Source organism: Nocardioides pyridinolyticus, from assembly GCF_054653575.1.
Map to the genome: position 1 here is coordinate 21,366 of NZ_BAAIFY010000021.1, position 21,099 is coordinate 42,464.

Below are 21,099 nucleotides of genomic sequence, written 5' to 3' on the forward strand. Positions count from 1 at the left end.
AGCTGCCGACCCCGGTGATCGCCCGACCGACCGTGTGGGCCGCCTCCCAGATGAGCTACGAGGAGGTGCTCGACGCGGTCCGCGACCTGGAGTCCGCGAACGGCACCACCTCGCCGAAGCAGGTCCGCAGCCAGGTGCTGTTCGCGGAAACCCTGCTTGGGTGGCTGCTGAGGTTCCCCGGGGAGTCGTGGCAGCAACGTTGGCACGCCTCAGGCGCGGACGCGGCCGGGAAGGAGTGGCCCACCCTGGCCTGCGAGCCCGACAAGCACGGGCATCTCGTCGCTGCGGCGGGCCGGCTCCTGCTGATGGACGTGATCCGGCCCGACTACGCCTGGCTCTACGCCACGCACGCCACACCCAGGCTCTACGAACAGCTGCGGGCGCTGCGTGATCCCCTGGGGTTCGCCAACATCGCGGGCCTGTGCGACGCGGATACACGGATGCTGCCGAGCGACCGTCGCCAAGCCTTGAACCAGCTCACCAGGATGCTGGTCCACAACGGCGGCACGTTGGCCGGCATCTCCCTGCAGGACTGCATCGAGGCCCACCGTGCCCAAGATGGCTACCGTGGCCGGTCCCATCCACGCTGGTACACGCTGCTCCGGGAGGCCGCGATCCTGCCGGCCGACAGCCCGCCGACCATCTTCGCTGCGTCCCGGCGAGGACAGCTGACGATTGAGGAGATGGTCGACCGCTACGACGTCGTGTGCCACCCGGTCAGGGAGCTGTTCATCGCGTACCTCTATGAGCGCCGTCCCGCGATGGACTACAACTCCATTCGCTATCTGGCGGCCAAACTCGTGCTGCTGTTCTGGCGCGACCTGGAGATCCACGAGCCCGGCATCGACTCTCTACACCTGTCCGACGAGGTTGCTCGCCGGTGGAAGACGAGGCTCAGCGGTCCGGTTCTGTACGGCAGCAACCGCGTCGGGAAGAAGCGCGAGGACCCGTACGCGATCCTCATGGCCGTTCGTGCCTTCTATGCGGACCTGTCCCACTGGGCGCTGGAGGACCCGGTCCGCTGGGCGGCGTGGGCGGCGCCTTCGCCGGTCGACTCCAGGGACCTGGCAGGTATGACCAAGATGCTCAAGCAGTCGCGGTCACGGACGCACCAGCGCATCCGGGAACTGGCGCCGCTGCTTCCGCGGCTCGTCGACGCAGCCAGCGACAACCGAGCCGCGGCCAAGGAACTGCTCGATACCGCCTCCGCGAGTCCGCCCGGCGAGTCGTTCACCGTGGCCGGGCGGATGTTGCGTCGGGCCTCCCTGATCGACAGCGCGAGCACGGGCACGAGGGTCAGTCGTGGGCATGTGTACGTCGATACTCCGGTGCGCAATCGCACGAGCGACCGGCCGCAGGACAACCGGAGAAACCTGAGCCTTGAGGCCGACCGGGCGTTCTGGGTGTGGGCGCTGGTCGAGGTCCTGCGTCACACCGGAGCAAGGATCGAGGAGGTCCTCGAGATCACCCACCGCTCCTTCGTGTCCTATCGGCTGCCGTCGACCGGTGAGGTGATCCCGATGCTGCAGATCACTCCGTCCAAGACCGACAAGGAACGGCTCTTGGTCATCGGCCCCGAGCTCGCGGTGGCTTTCGCCGAGATCATCTCCCATGTCCGCGGCGACAAAGAGCGGTTGCCGCTGGTCAGCCGCTACGACAGCGCCGAACGCGTCCACAGCCCGGAGCTTCCGTTCCTGTTCCAACGGCCATGGGGCACAGGCAGGATCGCGATCAACTCCACCTACGCCGTCAAACTGCTCGATGAGCTGGTCACCAGCGCGAGGATCACCAACACCGACGGCACACCGGCCAAGTTCAGCCCGCACGACTTTCGGAGGATCTTCGCAACCGAGGCCGTCGCGTCCGGGCTGCCCGTGCACATCACCGCCAAGATCCTCGGCCACGACTCGATCGCGACCACCCAGACCTACGTCGCGGTTTACGACCACGACGTGATCGACCACCACCGCGCCTACATCACCCGTCGGCGGGCACTTCGACCATCGCAGGAGTACCGCGAGCCCACCGACAGCGAGTGGGACGAGTTCCTCGGCCACTTCGCCCAACGCAAGCTCGAGCTCGGCACCTGCGGGCGTGCCTACGGCTCCGGGTGCCAACACGAACACGCCTGCATCCGCTGCCCGATGCTCAGACCGGATCCCGATCAGCACGAACGGCTCCAGGGCATCATCGACAGCCTCGAAGAACGTGTCGCCGAGGCCGTTGGACGGGGCTGGCTCGGCGAAGTCGACGGCCTGCGGACCAGCCTCGCCGCCGCCGAGCAGAAGCTCACCCAGATGCAGCGCACCGCGACCAACCTCGGCATGCCGATCTTCCCGCCCCGGCCCAACGCCGCACGGGAGTCCTGACGGCGTTGTGCTCGTTGGGAGCGCGTAACCGCTACGTTTGGATGTTCGTGGCACGGAGCCATCAGCAGCCCCAGGCGAGGCGCGAAGCGTCCGACTCTGTCCGATAGTCGGGCGTCAACGAAGGCGAAACTTTGGTCCTCATGCAGCACTTGGGGCCGTGCGGGCCATGTACGGGTTGAAGGATGATCAATCCGACGAACGGAGTCACAATGAACGAGCACGATCTGGATCTACTGCTTGCAGATGCACGGAAGGACGCGACGGCACCGTCGGCTGCCCTGGCCCGACTCGTCGCTGCTGAGGCAATCGACCAGGGCACGGAGAAGTCGAAGCTGTCGCGTCGCTGGCTGCGCCGGGGCATGCTCGTTCCAGTCGGTATCGGTGCTGTCGCCCTTTCCGCGGCGACCACGTACGGCGCCTACCAGCTGTCCATCCCGCCGTTCGTGGAGACCGAGCCTGGAGTCGAGCGCGTGTTGGAGCCGATCTCGGTTGATTACACGACCGACAAGGGCACGGTTCTCGATTGCGACCTCTACGTGGAGTTCACCGACGTCACTCAGGCGCAGCGCGACGCCCTCAATGCGATGAGCAGCAGTCCTAAGTGGGATGGGTTCGGCCAGCGGACCTATGACAGCCTTCCCGCCGCGAACCGCAAGACGCAGAACGGGCCCGAGCCGCTCTGGTCGGAGCGGGTCAACGAGGCCGTCTATGCGGAAGCCCTTGAATCGATTCCCGGCCTGAAGCTGCGCGCGAGCGACGGCATTCCGAGTATCCACGGCGCCACCACGCGGTGTGAGTACCCGGACGGTCAGCGTTGACCGGCCCGAGCCCCGCTGCCATCGAGCGGATCGTCGAAGACCTAGCACCCGATATTCTCAACTACTTCCTACGCCGCGTGGATGTTCCTGAAGACGCGGCGGACCTGCTCGGCGACACGCTGTTAGTGATCGCACGTCGGCCCGAGGTCGTCCCCAGCGACACGCAGGAAGCGCGGCTTTGGGCCTTCGGGGTCGCGCGAAAGACTCTGGCAACGGGTCGTCGAGCAGGGCGGCGTCGGACCGCTCTGATCGAGAAGCTCCGGGACGAGGTCGCCGCCGAGAACCTCACACCTCCCCCGAGTGCGCACGAGGCGCTGCACGCAGCACTTGAACGCCTCGTTCCACTGGATCGCGAGATCATTCGCCTCATCCACTGGGAGGGGTTCTCCCAAGAAGATGCTGCACGCATCGTCGGCAAGCCTGCCGGGACCATCCGCAGCCGTTACTCCCGAGCGCGCGCGACTCTCCGTGCCCAGCTTGATTGGGTCAGCAGCATCGGTACCGAGCCCAAGCCGTAGCGGGCAAGAAAGGCGGCAAGCTCAAGTCGCTGGCCTTGCCCGCTCGCCGCCGCGCCAACCCTTGGCGGATTCCTATCGGTCCTCGCGGCACCCGCGCGGGCATGCCGCGTACAGGGAACTCACCCAACCGCGATGAGCGCGCACTTGATGTTGGGAGGCTGGGCCGGGGCCTCAGTCATCCTTGATGTAGCCCGTAGTGGCGTCCACCATGGCGAGGAAGTCACGGATCCTTTGCTGGTGCTCCTCCAGTGACGGGTTCGGCGGCCCTCCGGTGCCGAACCCGTACCCCTTGTTCGGGCCGCTCAGCCATGTGTAGTCCGTGTCCGTGTAGCCGTTCGCGGGGTCTACCACCACGCGAACGGCGAACTGCTCCCCGTCGACCTCAAGATCGAATGTCCTTACGTTGTCCGCATCCGGTTGGCTTTCGGCGTCCCGATACACGCTTGGCATAGCAGCAGAATGCTCGCGACCACCGTTGCCAGGTTTGCGCTCACCACCCATGGAGCCAACGATGACCGTCCGAGACGTTAGTGTCCATCGCGAAGAGCAGCGTTCAATCCGTCAGGGCCGGGCGGTCCGCGAGGTACACCTGAGCAGCATGACCAACGAACGCATGCCCCGATTGCCTTGGTGCAGAAAAGAGCTCGGCCACGTCATCCGCCGCGAACGCAGTTCGGCCGCGGCGCGGTACTCGTGGCTGGTCGGTTACCTACTCCTCGTGTTGGCAGGCGCTGGTCTCACTGCAGCTGCTCTTGCGGCCTCGCCCCAGCTGGCCGGCCCCTCGTTGCTGGCCACGATGAGTGCGGCCGTGGCGTTTCTCGGTCTCCGCTTCACCTTCGACCGACGCGAGGAGGCCGCCGCCGATCTCTTCGCCATCGACCTGACTCGCGACCTGGACGCGGCCGCCGAGCTGATGCGGTTCTACGAGAAAAGCCTGGCGCGGCCGACGCCCGACGGCGGCCCCGCATGGTCGCCTCTGGAGCGGCGGTGGTTCGCAACCCACCCCGAGCCGCAGGCGCGGCTCGCAGCCATGCGCCGTCGCCTTGGGTGACGTCTCGAACGCGGCGGCGAAACACCTCTGGTAGCAGCCGGGCCGACCTCGTTGGCCCATTCAGCGGCTGGCAGCCGACGTAGTCCATCCGGTCGGCCGCGGCCTGGGTAGACCCTGGCTTCTTCGCTGCGTGAGGATGACGATCGTGACTCCAACCGATCAGGGACCAGTTTGGCGGCAGCACAATTGCTCACGTAAGCACAGGACCTATCTGACGATGGCGAAGTGCATCTGGAACGACGCTCCGTGGGTCTCCGGCGAAGGAGCTATCGCGTTGGTGGCGTGCAGACCTTCTGGGCCTGTCAGGTACCGGCACGGAGCCGTGTCCCTGCACCAGACGGCTGATAGTGCGTTGGAGGCCAAGACGTTGATCGACGAGACCGGCTGCGGAGGCCGCTGTCACCGCGACCACAGGATCGTTCAGCTGGTCTTACCGTGACGCCAGCCTGCGGGCTTCCGGAGCGGCTCAGCGGCGTGGGGTACCGCGGCGGGGCGGCCGCGGACGGTTCACGTCCTGCCGATCTCGTGCCACGCCCGGCGACTGGGTTGGCGCCGGGGTGCCTCCGCCGGTGTCGATCGGGATCTCGAGGCGGGACACGATCCGGTAGCGCAGGTCACGCGCAGGGCTGTCGCCCAGGGGCTGCTCAGCGACCAGGCCGCGCGTGGCGGCGCCGACGTCGTGACCCTGCTCGTGGGCCTGCTGCAACATCGCGGCGGTGGCCGGCCAGTCGCCCTGCTCGAGCAGCCGCGGGTCGAGCTCGAGAGCCAAGGTGGCCCACCGCTCGGCCAGGGTCTTCTCTGCCGCGGCCGAGAGCCGTCCGCGAACCTCGCTGCTCTTGTGGAGCTCGGCCAGTGCCGCCTTCCGCGGGTCGGCATCCCAGCTCTTGATCGCGTCGCCCAGGTCGCGTCGCGCCTGCAACTGGGAGAGCTGCAGCCGGGCCCGGACCTGGTTGACGCCCGGCTCCCAGGCGCGGCTGGGACGTGCCGAGATGACCCGCATGGCGGCCAGATGTGCCTTCTCCGGGGCGAGGTTGTCCAGCCGCTCGGTGAGCAATTGGTCACCGAGCGAGCGGAAGGCGGGCTGGCCGCTGGCCACCGCGGCAGTGAGCGCGGCGGGCCCGCGCTGGGCGAGCAGGTCGGCGGGGTCGAGGCCGTCGGGGAACCGCGCGAAGCCGGGGTCGAGGCCGTGCGGGGTAAGCATCCAGAAGTCCCGCTCGGCCGCGACCTGGCCAGCGAGGTCGGCGTCGGTGGCCACGATCGGGTCGCGGCCGACGGCAGCCAGCTGGGCGGCCTGCTCATCGGTCAGTGACGTGCCGAGCGGCGCCACGCCGAGGTAGAGGCCGGCGCTGGCCAGCGTGACCGCCACGGCGTCCATCGGGCCCTCGACGATCACTGGGACCGCACCCTCGGCGAGCAGTTCGTCGACGACACCGAATAGCTGGGCGCCCTTGTGGAACAGCGGGGTGTCGGCTGTATTGAGGTACTTCGGGCCGCCCTTGTCGGCGTCGGTCAGGTCGGGTCGGCGGCGGCCGACGAAGCCGAGCACTTCGCCCTGGTGGATCACCGGGAACATCACCCGGTCGCGGAACCGGTCGATGAGGCGACCGGTGCGGGCCTCGGTGGCGACGCCGGTGGCCACCATCTCGGCGTCGCTGACACCGTGGCCGCGCAGGTGGTCGACCAGGTTGGTCCACCCGGCTGGCGCCTGACCGGGACGGAACCGCTCGTCGCCGGCGAGGTCGATGCCGAACCGTCCGGTGAGGTACTCGCGGCCCCACGAGTCGGTGAACCGGGCCTCGAAGAAGGCCCGTGCCATGTCGTTGATCTCGAGCATGCGCTCACGCGAGACGGGAGAGGAGTGCCACTCGTCGGCCCGCTGGTACATGACCCGGAGGTCGGCGTCGGTGGGCTCCAGTCGGCTGCCGCCGAGGTCGCGGATGTAGGCGGCCAGCGTCAGGTCGGGCTCGACGAACTGGTCCACGTCGACGTCGACCAGGTCGCCAGCGACGGCGTCGACCACGTGCTCGTCGGCCGCGAGCTCGTCGTACGGGCCGGGGTCCTCGGCGAGCGGCCAGTCGGCCCAGTCGGGGTCTGCGGCGTGGTCGACGAGCGTCGCCGGGTCCGGCTCGATCCCGTCCCACAGGTCTGCGGGCGGCTCGTCGAAGTGGTACTCGTGCGCGTGCTCGTCGGGAGCGGTCTCCAGCGCGATCGAGGTCCGCCAGACCAGCGCCTGGCACTCGTCGACGCCCTCCCAGCCGTCGCTCGGCATCGCCCGCCCGGCACCCAGCAGAGCCTCGACCTGCCAGCCGCGCTGCAAGCCGTGGTCCACGTTCGCGACGAGCGCGGGCCACCAGGTGCTGGCCTGGATGCTCGCGGCGCGCTCGGGACCGAACAGATCCGCGAGCCGCGGAGTCCACTGGGCGGTGACGCTGTCACCGTGGGAACCGTCGCCGATCTGGGAGGCAACGGCCGGGGTGAGCTGACGGGCCATGCGCCACCACACGGCCGCCGCGGCGTGCTCATCGGGCAGCGGCCCGGCCGGGTGATCGGCCGCGGTGGCGGTGCGCAGCAGCTCGTGGGCGGTGACGCCCGCGCGGGACATCGCGGCGAGCCGCTCGGCGAGCAGCGGAGTGAACTCGTCGTCGCGGACCTGTGGGGCCAGCGAGGAGAGCAGCTGGCGCCATTCCTTGAGCGCCGGCGTGTGGTCGCCGGTGACGGCGCGGTTGAGCCGTCGCTGCCAAGTCGCGGAGGCCTTCTGCAGCTGCGGCGCACCGGTCGGTCGCCGGTCGTCGACCGGGACCTGCATGGCGGCCCGCCAAACCTCGACGTTGGCAACCGTGGCGGCCTCGGGCCGGAGGCCGTTCTGTGCCCACGCCGGCAGTGCTGCCTGGTCAGTCGCCCGCGTTCGGACCTGGTCGGCGAGCTGCTGGACCAGGTGAATGCGCCGGGAGAGGTAGGCGCCCCAGTGCGGGTCCTCAGCCAGGCGGGCCGGGACCGCGGGCATCCACGGCAGCGGCCCTGCGCCGGCGTTGCGCAGGCCGGAGGCGTCCAGGCGCCAGTCGAGGACCGCGGCGCGGTCGTGCGCGGTCTCCAGCTCCCGGTCGCCGGCGGCCGCCCGAAGCGCGTCCACGGGGTTCTCGCCGGCCGCGCCGAGCAGCAGCAGATGGGCACGCAAGGTCGGCCAGGCGGCCTCCTCCGAGAGCCCGGGGACGAGCGTTTCGACCGCGTTGTCCAGGGCGTCGACCACGTTGATTGGGGCGCCGCTGGCGTCCTGGCCGACGTGGTCATGGCGCAGGAGGTCCTCCGCGGCGACGTAGAGGCTGTCGAGGTAGCGCTGTGCGGCCTCGCCGAGCCGGGTGGCCGGATCGGCCTGCTCGCGCAGCAGGCTGGTCGCGGACCGCTGCGTGTCGTCGCGCGCCAGCATCGACTCGAGGATGTCGGTCGGCGTGAGCGGCCGGACCAGCGTCGGGTGGATCACCGAGTGCGGGTCGCCGTCGCCGACGACCTCGAGGTAGACGTGGTTCGCGTGCGCGCCGCGGGTCATCATCGTGTAGAGCTGCTGGCGCGACTCGCTGCCGGTGGCCAGGCCGTGCATCGTGTCGGCGGTGACGCCCTGGGAGGTGTGCACGGTGCACGCGTAGCCGAGCTCGGAGGATCGGGCGACGTAGTCAGCGGGCAGCCGCACGGTGCGGCCGTGCTGGGTGTGCTGGACGGTCAGGTCGCCGCCGTCGTGGATCTCCAGCACGTTCCAGCGGTCGCCGTTCTTGACCCAGTCGGTGGCCGAAGTACGCAGGCGACGGTCGTTCTCGCGGGTGATGATCAGTTCGCCGATTGAGGCCTCGTTGCCGTCGGCGAGCCGGCGGACCGGCCCGCTGGCGGCAACGTCGGCCGGGTCGATTCCTTCGAGCCGGTGGGCGCGGGCCTGCTGGTTCAGCTCGCTGACCAGGTCGCGCGTGGGGGCGAGCATGATCGAGTCCAGGCCGGCGGCACGGTCGGCCTGCCAGGCCGCGAAGACGTCCTCGGTCATGGTGCCCAGGTCGCCTACGTGGACGCGGTCGCGGTCGAGGTAGAAGCCGAGAGACTCGGGCTTGCCCTCGCGCAGCGCGAGCGAGGCGGCGCCCTCGGCGGGGTCCTTGAACCGGACGAGCTCGGTCAGTTGCAGTGCCCCGTGGGTGGCGCGGATGTCGCGCAGCACGCCGCCGGCGCCGATCGCGGAGAGCTGCTGGTCGTCGCCGATCAGTCGGACGCTGCCGCCGCGCTCGAGGATGTAGGAGACCGCCGCGTCCAGCGAGAGGGTGTCGGCCATCCCGGCCTCGTCGATGACCACGAGGGTGGAGGAGTCGATGCCGGCGACCCAGGCGGGCATCGCGGCGCCGGACTCGCGGGCCTGCTCGAGCGAGTGGGTCAGCTTGGCAAGGGTGTCGGTCTGGGTGTCGATTTGGGAGTGCAGGGCGTCCGCGGCCGCCGCTGAGGGAGCCAGGCCGATGATGGTGCCGCCGCCATCAGCCCAGGCGCTGGCCAAGGCTCGCATCGCGGTGGTCTTGCCGGATCCGGCGGGCGCGATCGCCAGCTGCAGCCGGGCACCGGAGGTGGCCATCTCGCGGACCAGCGTGGCCTGTCCGGCGTTGAGGGTGATGCCGTTGGCGGTCGACTCGAGCAGCGCCAGGTCGACCGAGTCGGTCGTGACGGCGTACCCGTCGTGCCGGCCGGCGACCTCGACCAGGCGCTGCTCGGCGGCCAGGACCTTGCCCGAGGTGAACAGCTCGGCGCCGCTCTGGGTATAGACCGAGGCCCCGTCCGCGCGCCGCAGCTCGACCGGCTCGCTGAAGGCGTCCCAGGGTCGAGCCATGCTCACCGAGCGGCCGTCGAGGACCTCGCTGACGAGCAGGTCGACGACCCGGGAGACCTGGTTGGTGGGCACGTTGGCGCCCCGGACCTGCCGCTGGGCCTCGGCGTAGACGTGCCAGAACTGCCAGGTGCTGCGACCGCCCTCCATCGTCGCCACGATCCGGTCGGAGGTCTTGGCGAACCAGGCCGAGTCGGCCAGCGACCGCGCTGCGCCTTTCGGGTTCAGTGCGCCGTGGACCATCTGCTTGACCCGCTGAGGGGTACCCAGCACCTCGATGGCCTCACGGCTCCAGGTCTCGCGCTGCTCGGCCAGCGAGCGCGGCTCGTGCTTGGCCTCGCGGGTCTCCAGCGTCGCCTGCTGGGACAGCTGGATGGTCTCCACCGGCGTCGGCGGGCGGCCGTGGGTGGCCTGGAACGCGGCCGCGAGGACCTTGCGGCGGTCCTCGACGCTGGCGCGGCGCTTAGAGAAGCGGCGGTTCAGCTCGGGGTCGACGCCGACGATCTCGCGCACCGGCCGTTTGCGGGCGTCCTCGTTCGGCCGCTCCTCAAACCGCACGCCGAGGGCGTCGACCAGGTGCCGCTCGAGCGCGGTGTTGTAGGTCTCCGAGGCCGAGACCACCGCCTTGTGCAGTGGCCGGCCATCGATGGCCAGCCACTTGCCGTCGAGCGTCTGGACCTTGTTAGCCACGGCGACGTGCGTATGCAAGTCAGGGTCTCCCGCGCGGGAGTCGCGGTGGGTGAACGCCGTGGCGACCAGGCCGCGGACGTCGACCTGGCGGACGCCGTTTGTGCCCCGGCGGGTGAACAGTGCCTTGGACTCGATGAAGCCCAGCGCGTCCTTGATCGCCGCCTGGTGGGCCCGCTCGATCACCGCGGCGGTCTTCGGGTCGGAGATCGCCCACAGCACCGAGACGCTCTTGACCGGGGAGAAGGTCAGGTCGTAGCCGGCCACCGCGTTGGTCTTCGGTCGGGAGTGCTTGGCGATCGCGGCGGCCAGCTCGCGTGCGTCGGCGGGTTCGCGGCCGTGCTCAGCACGGAAGAACTCGGTGCCGACCTCGGTGCGGACCTTGGCCCGGTCGGCCGCGGGGACCGGCCAGTCACCCGGCAGGCCGGCGGCCTCGTTAAGGGCCGCGATGCGCTTGGCGACCTCGATCCGGAACGGGCTGATGTCGTTCTCGTAGACCTTGTACGGCGTGCCGAGCTGGCGGGCCGTCTTGTAGTCCGCGTCGGTCGGCCGGTCGACGCCGTCGCGGCCGATGCGCAGGTCTAGGTCCTTGGTCCGCTGGGTGGCCAGCGGGTGGTGACCGGAGCCGAACAGGCTCTGCATGTGGTCAGCCGTGACGACGTCGCCGGCGTCGAGCCCTTCGAGTCCCTCCATGCCGGAGCCGACCCACACGCCGGGTGTCTCGCCCTTCTCGGTGTAGTAGCTCGCGAGGCCGGTGTGGCCCTTGTCCGTGGCGTCCATCGCTGCGACCTGGCGGGTCAGGTAGTCGTACCCCGACCCCGCCGTCAGCTTGTGGAGGCTCATCGTCACGGTCACCTACGTGCGCGCGGGCGTGCTGTGCGATCACTTCCGGCCGGATTTTTGCTGTGTTCTTTCTATTCGGCGAACCGAGAATGCAAGAGGTGTGTGGCACTTGGGGGGTCGCGGAAATCTGGGGGGACGCTGAGGGGCGTGGGTGACGGCTGGGGCGTCGGGTTCGGGCCGCCGGGGATCAGCTGGGCTGGATGGGTCGAGGGGGAGCGGGTTTGAAGGTTTCTGGGGTTCGGTGATCGCTCGGGCTCGGGGAAATGTCGTAGGTGACTGTCAGAGTCCATGTCGACACGAGTGAGGACCGGATGAGTCAGCAGACGATCAAGCAGCAGGCGCGGCGTACGGCGCGGGAGATGGCCGAGAAGCGGCGCAAGGAACGCGAGGAGCGGGAGCGCCGGGTGATCGACCTGGCCGAGCAGGTCATGGTCGCGATCGGTGAGCGTGACGCGGCGGTGGCAGAGACCGAGAAGCGCGCCGGTGAGGCGCTGCGGGAGTTGACCGAGGCTGAGGGCCTGTCGCTGGGCGAGGCCGTCGAGTGGTGCGGCGAGACGGTGACGGTGCGCGAGGCGACGCGGCTGCGGCGGCTCGCTAACGAGCCCCAGGCCGACGACGGCGGCCGCGAGCAGGGCGGCGAGGGTGACGGCGCGCAGGCGGCCGGGAGCGGGGGAGCGGGTGCCGGTTCGGCGGCTGGATGACGCCGGCCTCGCGGCGGTCGCGGCCGCGATCGCTGATCCGGCGGTCCTCGCGCGGTATCGGGCGAAGGTCGCCACGGTGCCGGGCAGTGAGTGCCTGTGGTGGACCGGAGCGGTGTCGGGCCGGTCCGAGCGCGAGCGCACCGACGGCGGTGGCCATGGCCGTTTCTGGTACGCGCCGGGGCGGGTGATCATCGCGCACCGGTTCGCGTTGGCGGTCATGCACGGCGTGGACGCGCTCGAAGAGGCGCGGCTGCTCGGGCACCGCTGTCACAACCCGCTGTGCCAGCGGATCGCACCGGAACACGTCGTGGTCTCGACGGCGCGCAAGAACCGGCAGGAGTGGGCTGTCCAGCGGCGACTGCCCTATAGCCCGTTGGCCGACCCGCGCGGGCCGCATCGGCGGGCGCGGGAACTGCGCGACCTGGCGCGTGAGGACCCGCAGCTGGTGGCCGACGACCTCGCGCGGCTCCAGGAACTGCTGGGCGAGCAACTGACGCTGTGGTGAGGCTGGGCCGACGCAGAAGGCCGCCCGTAGCGGAGAGCGCTACGGGCGGCCTTCTGGCTGTTGCGGGTCAGGCGGGCTCCCCGTCGAGGAGTCGACCGAGCGTCTCCCACAGGTCGAGGTAGCCGTCAGCGTCCTCGGGTGACTGCTCGCCCCACTTGGCGTGCAGGTCGCGGATGCGGTCGAGTCGGTCGAGCCGGTCGGGGAGTGCGTCACGGGCGGCGGCGATGAACTCGACATCGGCGGCGTGGCCGGTGGTCTTGAGGCCGAGCCGGTGGTCGTGCCCGGTGTAGTAGGCCACGAGGATGTTGTCGGGAATCAGGGCGGCGGCGGCGCGGATCTTGTCACCGTCCGGAGTCCACGGGCCGGGGGTGGCGCGGGCCTCCAGGGCGCGGAGCGTGGCGTCGTCGCTCATGCTGGCTGGTCCTCCCGCGCGGTCGCGGCGGCGAGGTCGAGCCGCCCGGATGCGGCGGTCGCCACGGCGGTGATCCGGGCGGCCAGCGCCCGCAACTCGGCGGGCGTGCCCTGGATCGCCACCACATCGTCACCGGCCAGCGTCAGGACCGGCTGGCGGTGCTCACCGGCACCCACCCAGTCCTCGCCGGGGGGTGAACACCTGGACGCTGGTCTCTCGGGCTGCCAGCCAGTCGATGTGCGCGCTCACGGGGTCACCTCGGCGGGTGCGGTGCCGATGACGCGGCGGAACGCCTCCACGTCGGCCTCGAGGGAGAACAGGCGGCGCCGGTGCTTGTCGCTCTCGGCGGCGACCTCGCCCAGGACTTCCGCGAGCCCTCCAGGAAGGCCACGACGGCGTCGGCGTCGACGGCATCGCCCATGGCCACCCACGGCTTGGGCACCCGCTGGGTGGCGGCGTAGGGCATCGCGGACATGGCGGCTCGGATGCGTCGCTGATCGCGCTCGCTGATCACCGTCGTGGTTGAAGCTGCGTCGTGGTTGGTCATGACTGCTCCTGTTCGGTGGTGCGGTGGGTGTGCTCGGCGTGCAGGGCGTCCAGCGCCGTGGCGAGGCTGGACAGGGCCGCGTCCAGGTGGGCGCGGGCGGTCTCGGGGGTCCAGCGGCGTACGTCGCGCAGCCGGTGCTTGATGACGATCAGGTCGCAGGCCGTTTCGCTGAGGGTGTGCCGATCCTTGGCGGCGCTGGCCTCGATGTCGGCGGCGGTGGCGGTCGGCTGGCTCATCGCAGAACGTCCTCGGCTGCGCGGCGCTTGGCCTCGTCGAGCGTGCCGGTGCGCATCCCCCAGTGCTGCCCGTAGCCGCCGTCGATGTCGGCGTAGAACCCCGGCGCGAGGTAGGTCGCGTGGTCACCGGGCGTGATCCGGATCAGGTAGATGCGCCCGTGCGCGTGGACGCTGGCGGTGTGCGCGGTCCAGCGACCGGGCCAGCGGTCGTCGGCGTCCACGGTGTGCCACTCCACCGGCGTGCTGTCGGGCGTCGTCGGTGCGGCGCTGGCGTGGGTGGTCGTGTCGGTCATGGCTCCTCCTTCGGTTGGGCCGGTGGCGGGCCGGACTCTGGGTCTCAGCCCGCCACCGGAGGAACTGGCGGGACGGTCAGGCCGGGGCGAGCGCGGTCCAGGCGCGGCGCTTGATCCGGTCGGGGTCGTCGCTGGTGAGCACCCGCGTGGCGCGGGCGGTGTGCTCGTCGCCCTTGGTGCGGACCGGGGCGTAGTGGTCGACGTACTCCGCCACGGCCTGGTAGCCGGCCCACGCGGTGTCGCGGATGCCGGCCTGCGTCTCGGCGTCGGCGAACAGCCAGTGCAGCCGGGAGCGGCGACGGCGCTCGGTCTCGCGGACTCGCTTGGTGGCGTTCGCTTCGGCCTTGCCGAACGTGGCGTCGATCAGGGCGTCGAACGCGGCGTCGGTCATGGTCTGCTGGATCAGCCGCTCGGCCTCGACCTGGAACGCGTCGACGTAGGTGAACGTGAGCCCGAGCGCGTCGCGGGCGGCCTGCACGGCGGCCTTGGCGTTGCGGGTGTGCCGGATCGAGAACGACGACTCGTGGTTGCGCAGGGCCGCGCTCTGGGTGTTCGCGCACACGACGCGGACCGGGGTGACGAGGATGCGGAACGCGCTGGAGCCGTCGTGGCTGTTGAGCGCGGCGATGTTGAGGTCGACGCGGTCGGTGCCGCCGACCGTGAGCGAGTCCGGCAGCTGCATGGTGATGAACACCTGCCGTACGCCGCGCAGCGACCCGGCGGTGTCGAAGATCGCGCCCGACTCGTCGGCCAGCAGGTTCAGGAACTCGGCGTGGTCCTCGTTCTGCAGCGGGGTGTAGCCGCCGCCGACGACGCCGAGCGCCTTGGGCGCTCCGGTGAACGGGTTGGTGCGCACCGTGGCGAAGCCGGGGACCTCGATCGCGGTGACGCCGCCCTCGCTGACCTCGGCGGTGGTGAGCGGCAACTTGCGGACGTCCCAGCCGCCCAGGTGGCCGAGCCTCATGGCCTCCTCGGCGGTGAACGCGCGGTCGCGGACGGTGGTGCCCAGGCGGTGCCATGCGTCGTTGCGGGCGAAGACTGCTGCTGCCTGCGTGCCGTGGGTCTCGATCTCGTGGGCCATGTCGGGGTCCTCCCGTTGTCGGAATCAAAGGAACTGAGTTCGTGCTATGGTTTCTATTCCACTTGGGGCGGTTCTCCACAGGAAGAACCGCCCTCGGGTGGGGGGAGGGGAGCCGATCAGGCGGCGCTGTCGCTGGCCTCGGTGCTCGACTGCGGCTCTTCGCCGAGCAGGATCCGCTCGACCTCGCTGGGCTGGTAGCCCCACTCCACGAGCGCGCCGAGCACGCGGGCGTCCCACGCGGTCGGGTTGCGCCACGAGTGCTTGCCGGTCGTGGCCTCCCATGCGGCGACGACGGCGGCGAGCGTGGTCATGGTCGCGGCCTTCGGCGTGCTCGGCTTGGTCGCGATCTTGTGGCACTCGTCGTGGCCCGCGCCGTAGTAGCCGGTCGGGACGTCGATCCCGAGCAGGGTGAAGAGCATCGGGTGCCGGTGGTCCATGGCCTTGCTCAGCGAGTGGTGGCCGGTGACGACGGCCTCGCAGATCAGGGCCTCGGCACCCTTCGGGGCCGTTTTGCGGGCAACGAACCCGGTCAGCCACTCCCGGCGCACGGTCTCCGCGCTCGCCCAGGCCTTGTTGTTGGCGATCACGCGGCGGCGCTCCTCACGGCGCGCCTCTGCCTCCTCCTCGCTCTCGCCGTCGTCGCCGCTGTCGGTGGTGGTGCTGCCGGACCCGCCGCCGCGACGACGCAGGCCGGAGGCGGCGAGGTCGGTTACGACCCACACCGGCATGTACTGCTGGTAGGGCTCGGCGGGCTCGTGGTCGTTGTCCTCCTCGTCGGTGCCGTCCTCGCTCTCCTCGTCGTACGCGTCCTCGGGGTAGACCCACTCCTTGACGACATGGACGCGAGCGCCGGGAACGTTGGGCCACTCCTCCTCGGGCAGCGGCTCGCCGTCCTCGGTGACCAGCCGCTCGATGCGCAGCACCTCGTCGGCCTCCTCGACCTCCTCGGCGCTCAGCACCGGCATGCCCTCGGCGCGCAGTCGCTCGACCTCGGCGGCGTCGGCGTCGCGCTCGGCTGCCTCGTCGCGCAGCCGTTGGGACTCGTGGGCGAGAGAGCGACCCCACCGCTTGGTGTTCTCCAGACGCTGCACGGCCTCGGGGTCGTGTTCGAACTCGGCGAAGATCGCGGCCTCCTCCAACGTCAGGTCTCCGGAGTCGAGCCGGTTGCGGGTCTGGTCGGCCTTGGTGACTGCCAGGGCGGCGTTCACGGTGGGGCGGTCGATGCTGGTGCGCATGGCGATCTGCGCGGCGCTCACGCCGAGCAGGGCCAGCTGCTCCACGCCCGCGACGATCTCGGCCTCGCGCATCCCGGCGCGGTGGATGTTCTCGACCATCTGGTCACCGATCCGGTCGGCGTCGGCGGGCTGGGGCACGACGCGGGCCGGGATCAGGCCGGTGGGGGTGCCGACCTCGGCGGCGGTCACGGTGCGGCGCTGGCCGCGCAGCAGGACGTACTGGCCCTCCTCGTTGCGGTAGACCGTGACGGCCTCCAGCACGCCGCGCTCCTTGATCGACTTGCGGAACTCCTTGTGGTCGGGTCGCAGGTCGGCCCGGACGTTGGTGCCGATGATGATGTCGGCGGGGTCGATGTACAGGAACTCCTCGGCCTGGACCGCGTCGGTGGCCTCGTCGGCGGTGGTCTGGATGGTGTCGGTCATGCGGCTGTCCTCCGTGAGTAGAATAGAAAGAACTGACAGGACTAAGTCTCCCAGCGGGGGCCGACGCCTACCGGGGCACAGGGCGGACCTGTGGAAAGGTGGGCACCCGGTGAGGGTGGGGATATCCCCGGCCTCACGGGGTGCGGACTCTGCTGCGGCGGCGTTGCGCAGCTGCACCTCGTAGCTGGCTGGAACGGAAGGAATCGAGCGAGGGTGGGAACGGCGGTGCAGGGCCCCGACCGGGAATGCAGCGGCGTTGGTGTTAGCCGCTGCAGCTCGACGCAGGCGGACGAGACCAGGGGAGTGATCAGGTGACGAGCCAGACCACGATCCCGGTCGGGATCTACTGGAAGCCCGGCGTGTGGGACCTCGCACGATCGGCCTACATCGCAGACCTGGACACCGACGCCGACTCACCCGGCTCGTTCGTCGGCTGGCTCGCCCAGGCGCTCGAGCTCCACGCCCGGCGCTCACCGCAGCAGCGGTCCGAACTCGCGGCCGCGGGTGAGAAGCATCCCGCCCTGGTCAGCGTGACCCGCAAGAGCTTCAACAAGAAGCACGACCTCCCCGCCGCGACCATCGAGGCGGTTGAAGACGCGCTCGTGGCCGACCGTCAGGAGCTCGGCCGGATGCTCGCCCGCTCGGCGTTCGCCCAGGAGGCAGTGATCGCCGCGGCCGAGGGGGCCCGCCGGCGGCTGGGCCGCGACCTGCCGCCGCCACCGCAGAAGCTCAGCAATCGACCGCCGCGGCGCCGGCCTGCCCGGTAGCCGACGAGGACGACGCCGGCAGTTGTGTTGGCACCTCGTCCTAGCGTGCTTCCCAGCGCCCCGATCCGGTACCCGAGAGCCGGTCGGGGCGCTACTGCGTGCCCCGGGTGATCTCCCGCCGTGCCGCCAGCCGAGCTCGAGCGGTGCAAACGACTTCGGCCGAAGTGATCGCTGCCGGGCCTGGAAGACACCTAGGTGACTGCGGGACCGATCAACGTCTCGCAGTCACCAAGGAGGAAGCCATGTCCACCACCGTCACCTTCGCCGGCAACCTGGCCGAGGCACCGGAGCTGCTCTACACGCGCGAGAACAAGCCGTTCGTCAGCTGCCGGGTCCTGGTCAACCGCCGGATCCAGAACGACCAGGGGGAGTGGGTCAACGACGAGCCCACCGCCCACAACGTCAAGGTCTTCGGCTCGGCCGCCACCCACGTGCACGACAGTTGCGGATCCGGCGACCCGATCTTCGTCCACGGCCTCCAGCGCACCGAGAGCTGGCCGGACAAAGAGACCGGCGAGAAGCGCACCAAGGACGTCGTGGTCGTCGACAACCGCTTCGGCGAGGTGGGCATCTCGCTCAAGTACGTGTCCGCGCGCATCGACCGCGCCCCGCACGCGGCCCAGGCCAGCTGAGGAGGTTCGCTCCGATGGATCTCGTCGTACAGTCCCGGGACGAGTTGCTGGCCGCCGTGCCGCACGTCCTCGGCTTCAAGCCCGAGGAGTCGATCGTCCTCGTACCCTTCCGGCCCGGGCTCCCCATCACCCGCGTCGACCTGCCGAGGACGGCCGCCGATCGCGAGGAGGTCTGGGACGCACTCAGCGGCCCCTACGGCCGACACGCCCGCCCCGGAGCGCGCCTGGCGATCCTCTGCTTCACCGAGGACCGACGCAGCGCCGAGCTGGCCAGCCAGCATCTGTCCAACCACCTCGACACCGTGGGCATCACCACCCACATCCGGCTGTGGGCCGACGGGGAGCGGTGGCGTGAGTTCAACACCGGCCAGACCGGGCTGCAGACCCAGGCGACCGCCGAGCGGATCGCGGCTGCGACCGTGCTGACCGGCGCCGCGCAGCCGGCGGCCAGCTGCGCCGCACTGGCCGCATCCATGGTCGGTGACCGCGAGCCGATCGCCCAGCTGATCCCCGCGGCCCGAGCCGCGGCCGCCGACACCACCCCCGCCGTCGAGCGGGACTGGGCACTGGACCGTCTCGAGCAGTTCCACACCGACGGCAACCGGCTCTCCGACGTCGACGGCGCACGGATGCTCGTCGCATTGGAGACGATCAGCACCCGCGACGCGGTCTGGGAGGACATGAGCCGGGAGAACCACACCTCCCACATGGCTATCTGGACCGACCTCACCCGCCGCGGCCCGGACGAGGTCCGCGCGGCGCCGGCCTCCATGTCTGGCTTCGCCAACTGGCTGCACGGCGACGGCGCCAAGGCCTGGTGCGCGCTCGACCAGGTGCCCGCCGACCGGCCCTACTCCATGGCCGCCATCGTCGCCTCGGCCCTGCAGAACGGCATCCACCCCCGCGAGTGGGAGCGATACCAGACCCAGATGCGCGACATCGCCGCCGAGCTCGACGAGTCCTTCGTCCCCAAGCCACCCGGCCAGCAGCGCGACCTGCCGCCCACGCAGCCCGTCACCGATCGCTCGGCCCCGGGCCGCTGAGGAGAACCGCGATGAACCACCACCACGACACCCCGGTGCAGCCCAGCGCCACCGAGCGACAGCTGCGCCGCCTGGTTGTGCCCGAGCCCGCGGCCTACGCCGCCGACAAGCGCCTTGACGTCATCCACGAACCCGACCTCGATCTGCTGTGGGGAGACGTGGAATGAGCACCCCTCACACCGACGACGTCGACGACGCCGACCGGCTGACCCGCGTCAAAGCTGCAGCGCCTGCGAGCCCGGCGACCTGCGGATCACTGGATTGGCCCGGTGACCACTGCGAAATCTCGGCCCCGGCACGACGCCAACACAGCTCAGCGATCGCCTGAGCCCATGAAAGGAGAACCAGTCATGCCTAACCCCGCACCGGATCCGGGTGTCGACGAATGGGTGCTTGCGAGTGCGGCGGAGGTCGCCCGGAATGTTTGCACGCCACGGCGTGCCCATCACGTGGTCGGAGGCAGCGGAACGGCTGCGACGCACCGTCGAACTGTTGTCCGGGCAGGTTTTCGTCATCGACGACGGTGGCACGTTCACTCCGTTGCCCCAGCAGGAAACTCCCCGGTGGCAGGAGACCGGGTTCGCAGAGTCTGTCGCCTGCGCTGCCGTTCACTACGCAGGCCAGCCCTACTACCCCGACAACCCCCATAGTTCGCGAGTCGAGCTCGCGGTTCCCTGGGACACCGCAACTGCGCTGGTGCATCTGCTCAGCGCACTATTGGTTGCTCGGCTCACCGGCCCCACTCCCAGCTGCGACCAGGAGCAAGTTGAAGCGGCGCAGCTGCTAAACAGGCTAAGCGTCGACGTGGCCTTCGAGTTCTCGCGTGACGACGACGAACTCCTGGGCGACGAGAAGAAGGTGGGGGAGCGCGTCTACCTCCTGATGCGATCCTGCGATGTCTGGCAGGCACTCGACCTCCTGGGCAACGGGAGGGAAACGCTCCGGCTCGCCGGCGTAACAGACATGGAGATCTTGGACCTCACCCTTTGAGAGGCCCGCTGCTGGCTGTTCGGACCCTACGAGCATGCGTAATGAGCACCCCGCACGCCGACGTCGACGACGCCGACAGGCTGGCCCGCGTCAAGCTGAGCAGTGCCATCGAGCCCGGCGACCTGCGCGTCACCGGGCTGGTCGGCGAGCTCGGCGCCGTCAAGGTCCTCGACTACCTCGAGGCCGCCGGCGAGGTGGAGAACCACTGGGGCTTCGGCATCGGCCAGGAGCTCGCCCGCGCCGACTCCGCCAGGCTGCTCGAGCAGGCCGCCGTAGCCGGCATCCGGTTCCTCATCCCCGGCGACCCGGAGTGGCCGGACCGCCTCGCGGGCCTCCACGACGCCGGCGCGTTGCACGAGCGAGGCGGCGAGGCGGTCGGCCTGTGGGTCAGGGGAGGCGGCGACCTAACCCAGCTTGGAGCCAACGCCGTGGCCGTGGTCGGGTCGCGCGCCGCGGTGCGCTCGTCGCCGGACGACCGACCATCGCCGTCATGCCCGGCGGCGCCGACCGGCCCTACCCGGCCGCGCATACCCAACTACTCGAGGCGATCGCCGAACGTGGCCTCGTCGTCGCTGAGGCGCCACCGGGAACCGCGCCCACGCGCGCCCGTTTCCTCGCCCGAAACAGGATCGTCGCCGGTCTGGCCGAAGGCACCGTGGTCGTAGAGGGCGCCATCCGCAGCGCCGCCCTCAGCACAGCACGGTGGACCGAGGCCCTGCACCGGCCCGTCATGGGCGTCCCAGGGCCCGTCACCAGCGCCGCCTCGGTCGGTGTGAACCAGCTGATCCGGCTCGGCCAGGCCAGCATGGTCACCACCGCCCAGGAGGTCATCACCGACCTCACCGCCCACGCCTACTCGGCTGCCGCGGCGAGGGATCAGCTCGACGAGTCCTTCGTCCCCGGGCCGGTGCGCTCGCCGCAGGGCCAGGCCCCGAGTTCGATCGCGCCGACCGCCGCGCCTCGACGTTGAGCCCAACCGCGTCCCTGTGGATAACCCGATGTCGCCGGTGTCCGCGCCTACGCTGCTGAACTGACAAGGAGGCAACACCGATGATCAACCTGACTGATCCGCCGGCCGCGCCGGCCGTCCGCGTTGACGGGA

Annotated in this window: 22 protein-coding genes; 13 read left to right on the forward strand and 9 right to left on the reverse strand. The window is 70.3% G+C overall.

Annotated elements, in window-relative coordinates; genetic code table 11:
• Nucleotides 1-14 precede the first annotated feature (14 nt).
• From ACYQ0U_RS16825 to ACYQ0U_RS16835, 3 genes are all read left to right on the forward strand, one after another.
• A complete protein-coding gene (locus ACYQ0U_RS16825; RefSeq protein ID WP_459974966.1) occupies nucleotides 15-2,369 on the forward strand; it encodes a tyrosine-type recombinase/integrase in 2,355 nt (784 codons plus the stop codon).
• Nucleotides 2,370-2,578: 209 nt separating this feature from the next.
• The gene (locus tag ACYQ0U_RS16830; protein ID WP_459974968.1) at nucleotides 2,579-3,187 is read left to right on the forward strand and encodes a hypothetical protein; all 609 of its coding nucleotides are present in this window, start codon (nucleotides 2,579-2,581) and stop codon (nucleotides 3,185-3,187) included.
• Entirely contained in the window at nucleotides 3,184-3,705 is a 522-nt protein-coding gene (locus tag ACYQ0U_RS16835) for an RNA polymerase sigma factor (protein ID WP_459974970.1), read from the forward strand. The genes ACYQ0U_RS16830 and ACYQ0U_RS16835 overlap by 4 nt, the downstream gene beginning before the upstream one ends.
• A gap of 171 nt (nucleotides 3,706-3,876) precedes the next feature.
• Here ACYQ0U_RS16835 and ACYQ0U_RS16840 read toward each other — a convergent pair whose 3' ends face one another.
• The gene (locus tag ACYQ0U_RS16840) at nucleotides 3,877-4,206 is read right to left on the reverse strand and encodes a hypothetical protein (RefSeq protein ID WP_459974972.1); all 330 of its coding nucleotides are present in this window, start codon (nucleotides 4,204-4,206) and stop codon (nucleotides 3,877-3,879) included.
• Nucleotides 4,207-4,303: 97 nt separating this feature from the next.
• Here ACYQ0U_RS16840 and ACYQ0U_RS16845 point away from each other — a divergent pair, with 97 nt between their 5' ends.
• Entirely contained in the window at nucleotides 4,304-4,756 is a 453-nt protein-coding gene (locus ACYQ0U_RS16845) for a M48 family metalloprotease (RefSeq protein ID WP_459974974.1), read from the forward strand.
• Between the two features lie 466 nt (nucleotides 4,757-5,222).
• Here ACYQ0U_RS16845 and mobF read toward each other — a convergent pair whose 3' ends face one another.
• On the reverse strand, nucleotides 5,223-11,132 hold the full coding sequence (gene mobF, locus ACYQ0U_RS16850; protein WP_459974976.1) for a MobF family relaxase: 5,910 nt from the start codon (nucleotides 11,130-11,132) through the stop codon (nucleotides 5,223-5,225).
• Nucleotides 11,133-11,443: 311 nt separating this feature from the next.
• Between mobF and ACYQ0U_RS16855 the strand changes: the two genes are divergently transcribed.
• Together ACYQ0U_RS16855 and ACYQ0U_RS16860 are read left to right on the forward strand one after the other, a co-directional pair.
• Nucleotides 11,444-11,833 (forward strand): hypothetical protein, encoded by a 390-nt coding sequence (locus tag ACYQ0U_RS16855; protein ID WP_459974978.1) that lies wholly within the window; start codon nucleotides 11,444-11,446, stop codon nucleotides 11,831-11,833.
• Nucleotides 11,811-12,338, forward strand: coding sequence for a hypothetical protein (locus tag ACYQ0U_RS16860; protein WP_459974980.1), 528 nt, complete (start codon nucleotides 11,811-11,813; stop codon nucleotides 12,336-12,338). The genes ACYQ0U_RS16855 and ACYQ0U_RS16860 overlap by 23 nt, the downstream gene beginning before the upstream one ends.
• Before the next feature lie 67 nt (nucleotides 12,339-12,405).
• Here ACYQ0U_RS16860 and ACYQ0U_RS16865 read toward each other — a convergent pair whose 3' ends face one another.
• Together ACYQ0U_RS16865 and ACYQ0U_RS16870 are read right to left on the reverse strand one after the other, a co-directional pair.
• Entirely contained in the window at nucleotides 12,406-12,750 is a 345-nt protein-coding gene (locus tag ACYQ0U_RS16865) for a hypothetical protein (RefSeq protein WP_459974982.1), read from the reverse strand.
• Nucleotides 12,747-12,926, reverse strand: a complete 180-nt coding sequence (locus ACYQ0U_RS16870; RefSeq protein ID WP_459974984.1) for a hypothetical protein — start codon at nucleotides 12,924-12,926, stop codon at nucleotides 12,747-12,749. Before ACYQ0U_RS16870 ends, ACYQ0U_RS16865 begins: the two co-directional genes overlap by 4 nt.
• Nucleotides 12,927-13,079: 153 nt before the next feature.
• On the opposite strand from ACYQ0U_RS16870, the gene ACYQ0U_RS16875 reads away from it, so the two are divergent.
• Nucleotides 13,080-13,211, forward strand: a complete 132-nt coding sequence (locus tag ACYQ0U_RS16875) for a hypothetical protein (protein WP_459974986.1) — start codon at nucleotides 13,080-13,082, stop codon at nucleotides 13,209-13,211.
• Nucleotides 13,212-13,293: 82 nt separating this feature from the next.
• On the opposite strand, the gene ACYQ0U_RS16880 is transcribed toward ACYQ0U_RS16875, so the two are convergent.
• The 4 genes from ACYQ0U_RS16880 to ACYQ0U_RS16895 all read right to left on the reverse strand — a co-directional run bounded on the left by ACYQ0U_RS16880 (nucleotide 13,294) and on the right by ACYQ0U_RS16895 (nucleotide 16,565).
• A complete protein-coding gene (locus ACYQ0U_RS16880) occupies nucleotides 13,294-13,533 on the reverse strand; it encodes a hypothetical protein (protein ID WP_459974988.1) in 240 nt (79 codons plus the stop codon).
• On the reverse strand, nucleotides 13,530-13,826 hold the full coding sequence (locus tag ACYQ0U_RS16885; RefSeq protein WP_459974990.1) for a hypothetical protein: 297 nt from the start codon (nucleotides 13,824-13,826) through the stop codon (nucleotides 13,530-13,532). Before ACYQ0U_RS16885 ends, ACYQ0U_RS16880 begins: the two co-directional genes overlap by 4 nt.
• 76 nt (nucleotides 13,827-13,902) lie before the next feature.
• Nucleotides 13,903-14,907 (reverse strand): DUF932 domain-containing protein, encoded by a 1,005-nt coding sequence (locus tag ACYQ0U_RS16890; RefSeq protein ID WP_459974992.1) that lies wholly within the window; start codon nucleotides 14,905-14,907, stop codon nucleotides 13,903-13,905.
• 116 nt (nucleotides 14,908-15,023) lie between these two features.
• Nucleotides 15,024-16,565 (reverse strand): ParB/RepB/Spo0J family partition protein, encoded by a 1,542-nt coding sequence (locus ACYQ0U_RS16895; RefSeq protein ID WP_459974994.1) that lies wholly within the window; start codon nucleotides 16,563-16,565, stop codon nucleotides 15,024-15,026.
• A 311-nt stretch (nucleotides 16,566-16,876) separates the two neighbouring features.
• Between ACYQ0U_RS16895 and ACYQ0U_RS16900 the strand changes: the two genes are divergently transcribed.
• The 5 genes from ACYQ0U_RS16900 (at nucleotide 16,877) to ACYQ0U_RS16920 (ending at nucleotide 19,997) form a co-directional block, all read left to right on the forward strand.
• Nucleotides 16,877-17,332: a hypothetical protein gene (locus ACYQ0U_RS16900; RefSeq protein WP_459974996.1), complete on the forward strand. Its 456-nt coding sequence runs from the start codon at nucleotides 16,877-16,879 to the stop codon at nucleotides 17,330-17,332.
• Nucleotides 17,333-17,574: 242 nt separating this feature from the next.
• On the forward strand, nucleotides 17,575-17,964 hold the full coding sequence (locus ACYQ0U_RS16905) for a single-stranded DNA-binding protein (protein ID WP_459974998.1): 390 nt from the start codon (nucleotides 17,575-17,577) through the stop codon (nucleotides 17,962-17,964).
• A 14-nt stretch (nucleotides 17,965-17,978) separates the two neighbouring features.
• Nucleotides 17,979-19,007 carry a DUF4192 domain-containing protein gene (locus tag ACYQ0U_RS16910; protein ID WP_459975000.1) on the forward strand — a complete coding sequence of 343 codons (1,029 nt, stop codon included), beginning with the start codon at nucleotides 17,979-17,981 and terminating at the stop codon, nucleotides 19,005-19,007.
• Nucleotides 19,008-19,018: 11 nt separating this feature from the next.
• Nucleotides 19,019-19,174, forward strand: a complete 156-nt coding sequence (locus tag ACYQ0U_RS16915; RefSeq protein WP_459975001.1) for a hypothetical protein — start codon at nucleotides 19,019-19,021, stop codon at nucleotides 19,172-19,174.
• 253 nt (nucleotides 19,175-19,427) lie between these two features.
• Entirely contained in the window at nucleotides 19,428-19,997 is a 570-nt protein-coding gene (locus ACYQ0U_RS16920) for a hypothetical protein (RefSeq protein ID WP_459975003.1), read from the forward strand.
• Between the two features lie 26 nt (nucleotides 19,998-20,023).
• Here the strand turns inward: ACYQ0U_RS16920 and ACYQ0U_RS16925 are convergent, their stop codons facing one another.
• The gene (locus tag ACYQ0U_RS16925; protein WP_459975005.1) at nucleotides 20,024-20,335 is read right to left on the reverse strand and encodes a hypothetical protein; all 312 of its coding nucleotides are present in this window, start codon (nucleotides 20,333-20,335) and stop codon (nucleotides 20,024-20,026) included.
• 152 nt (nucleotides 20,336-20,487) lie between these two features.
• Between ACYQ0U_RS16925 and ACYQ0U_RS16930 the strand changes: the two genes are divergently transcribed.
• Nucleotides 20,488-20,967, forward strand: a complete 480-nt coding sequence (locus ACYQ0U_RS16930; protein ID WP_459975006.1) for a DNA-processing protein DprA — start codon at nucleotides 20,488-20,490, stop codon at nucleotides 20,965-20,967.
• Nucleotides 20,968-21,099: the final 132 nt, after the last annotated feature.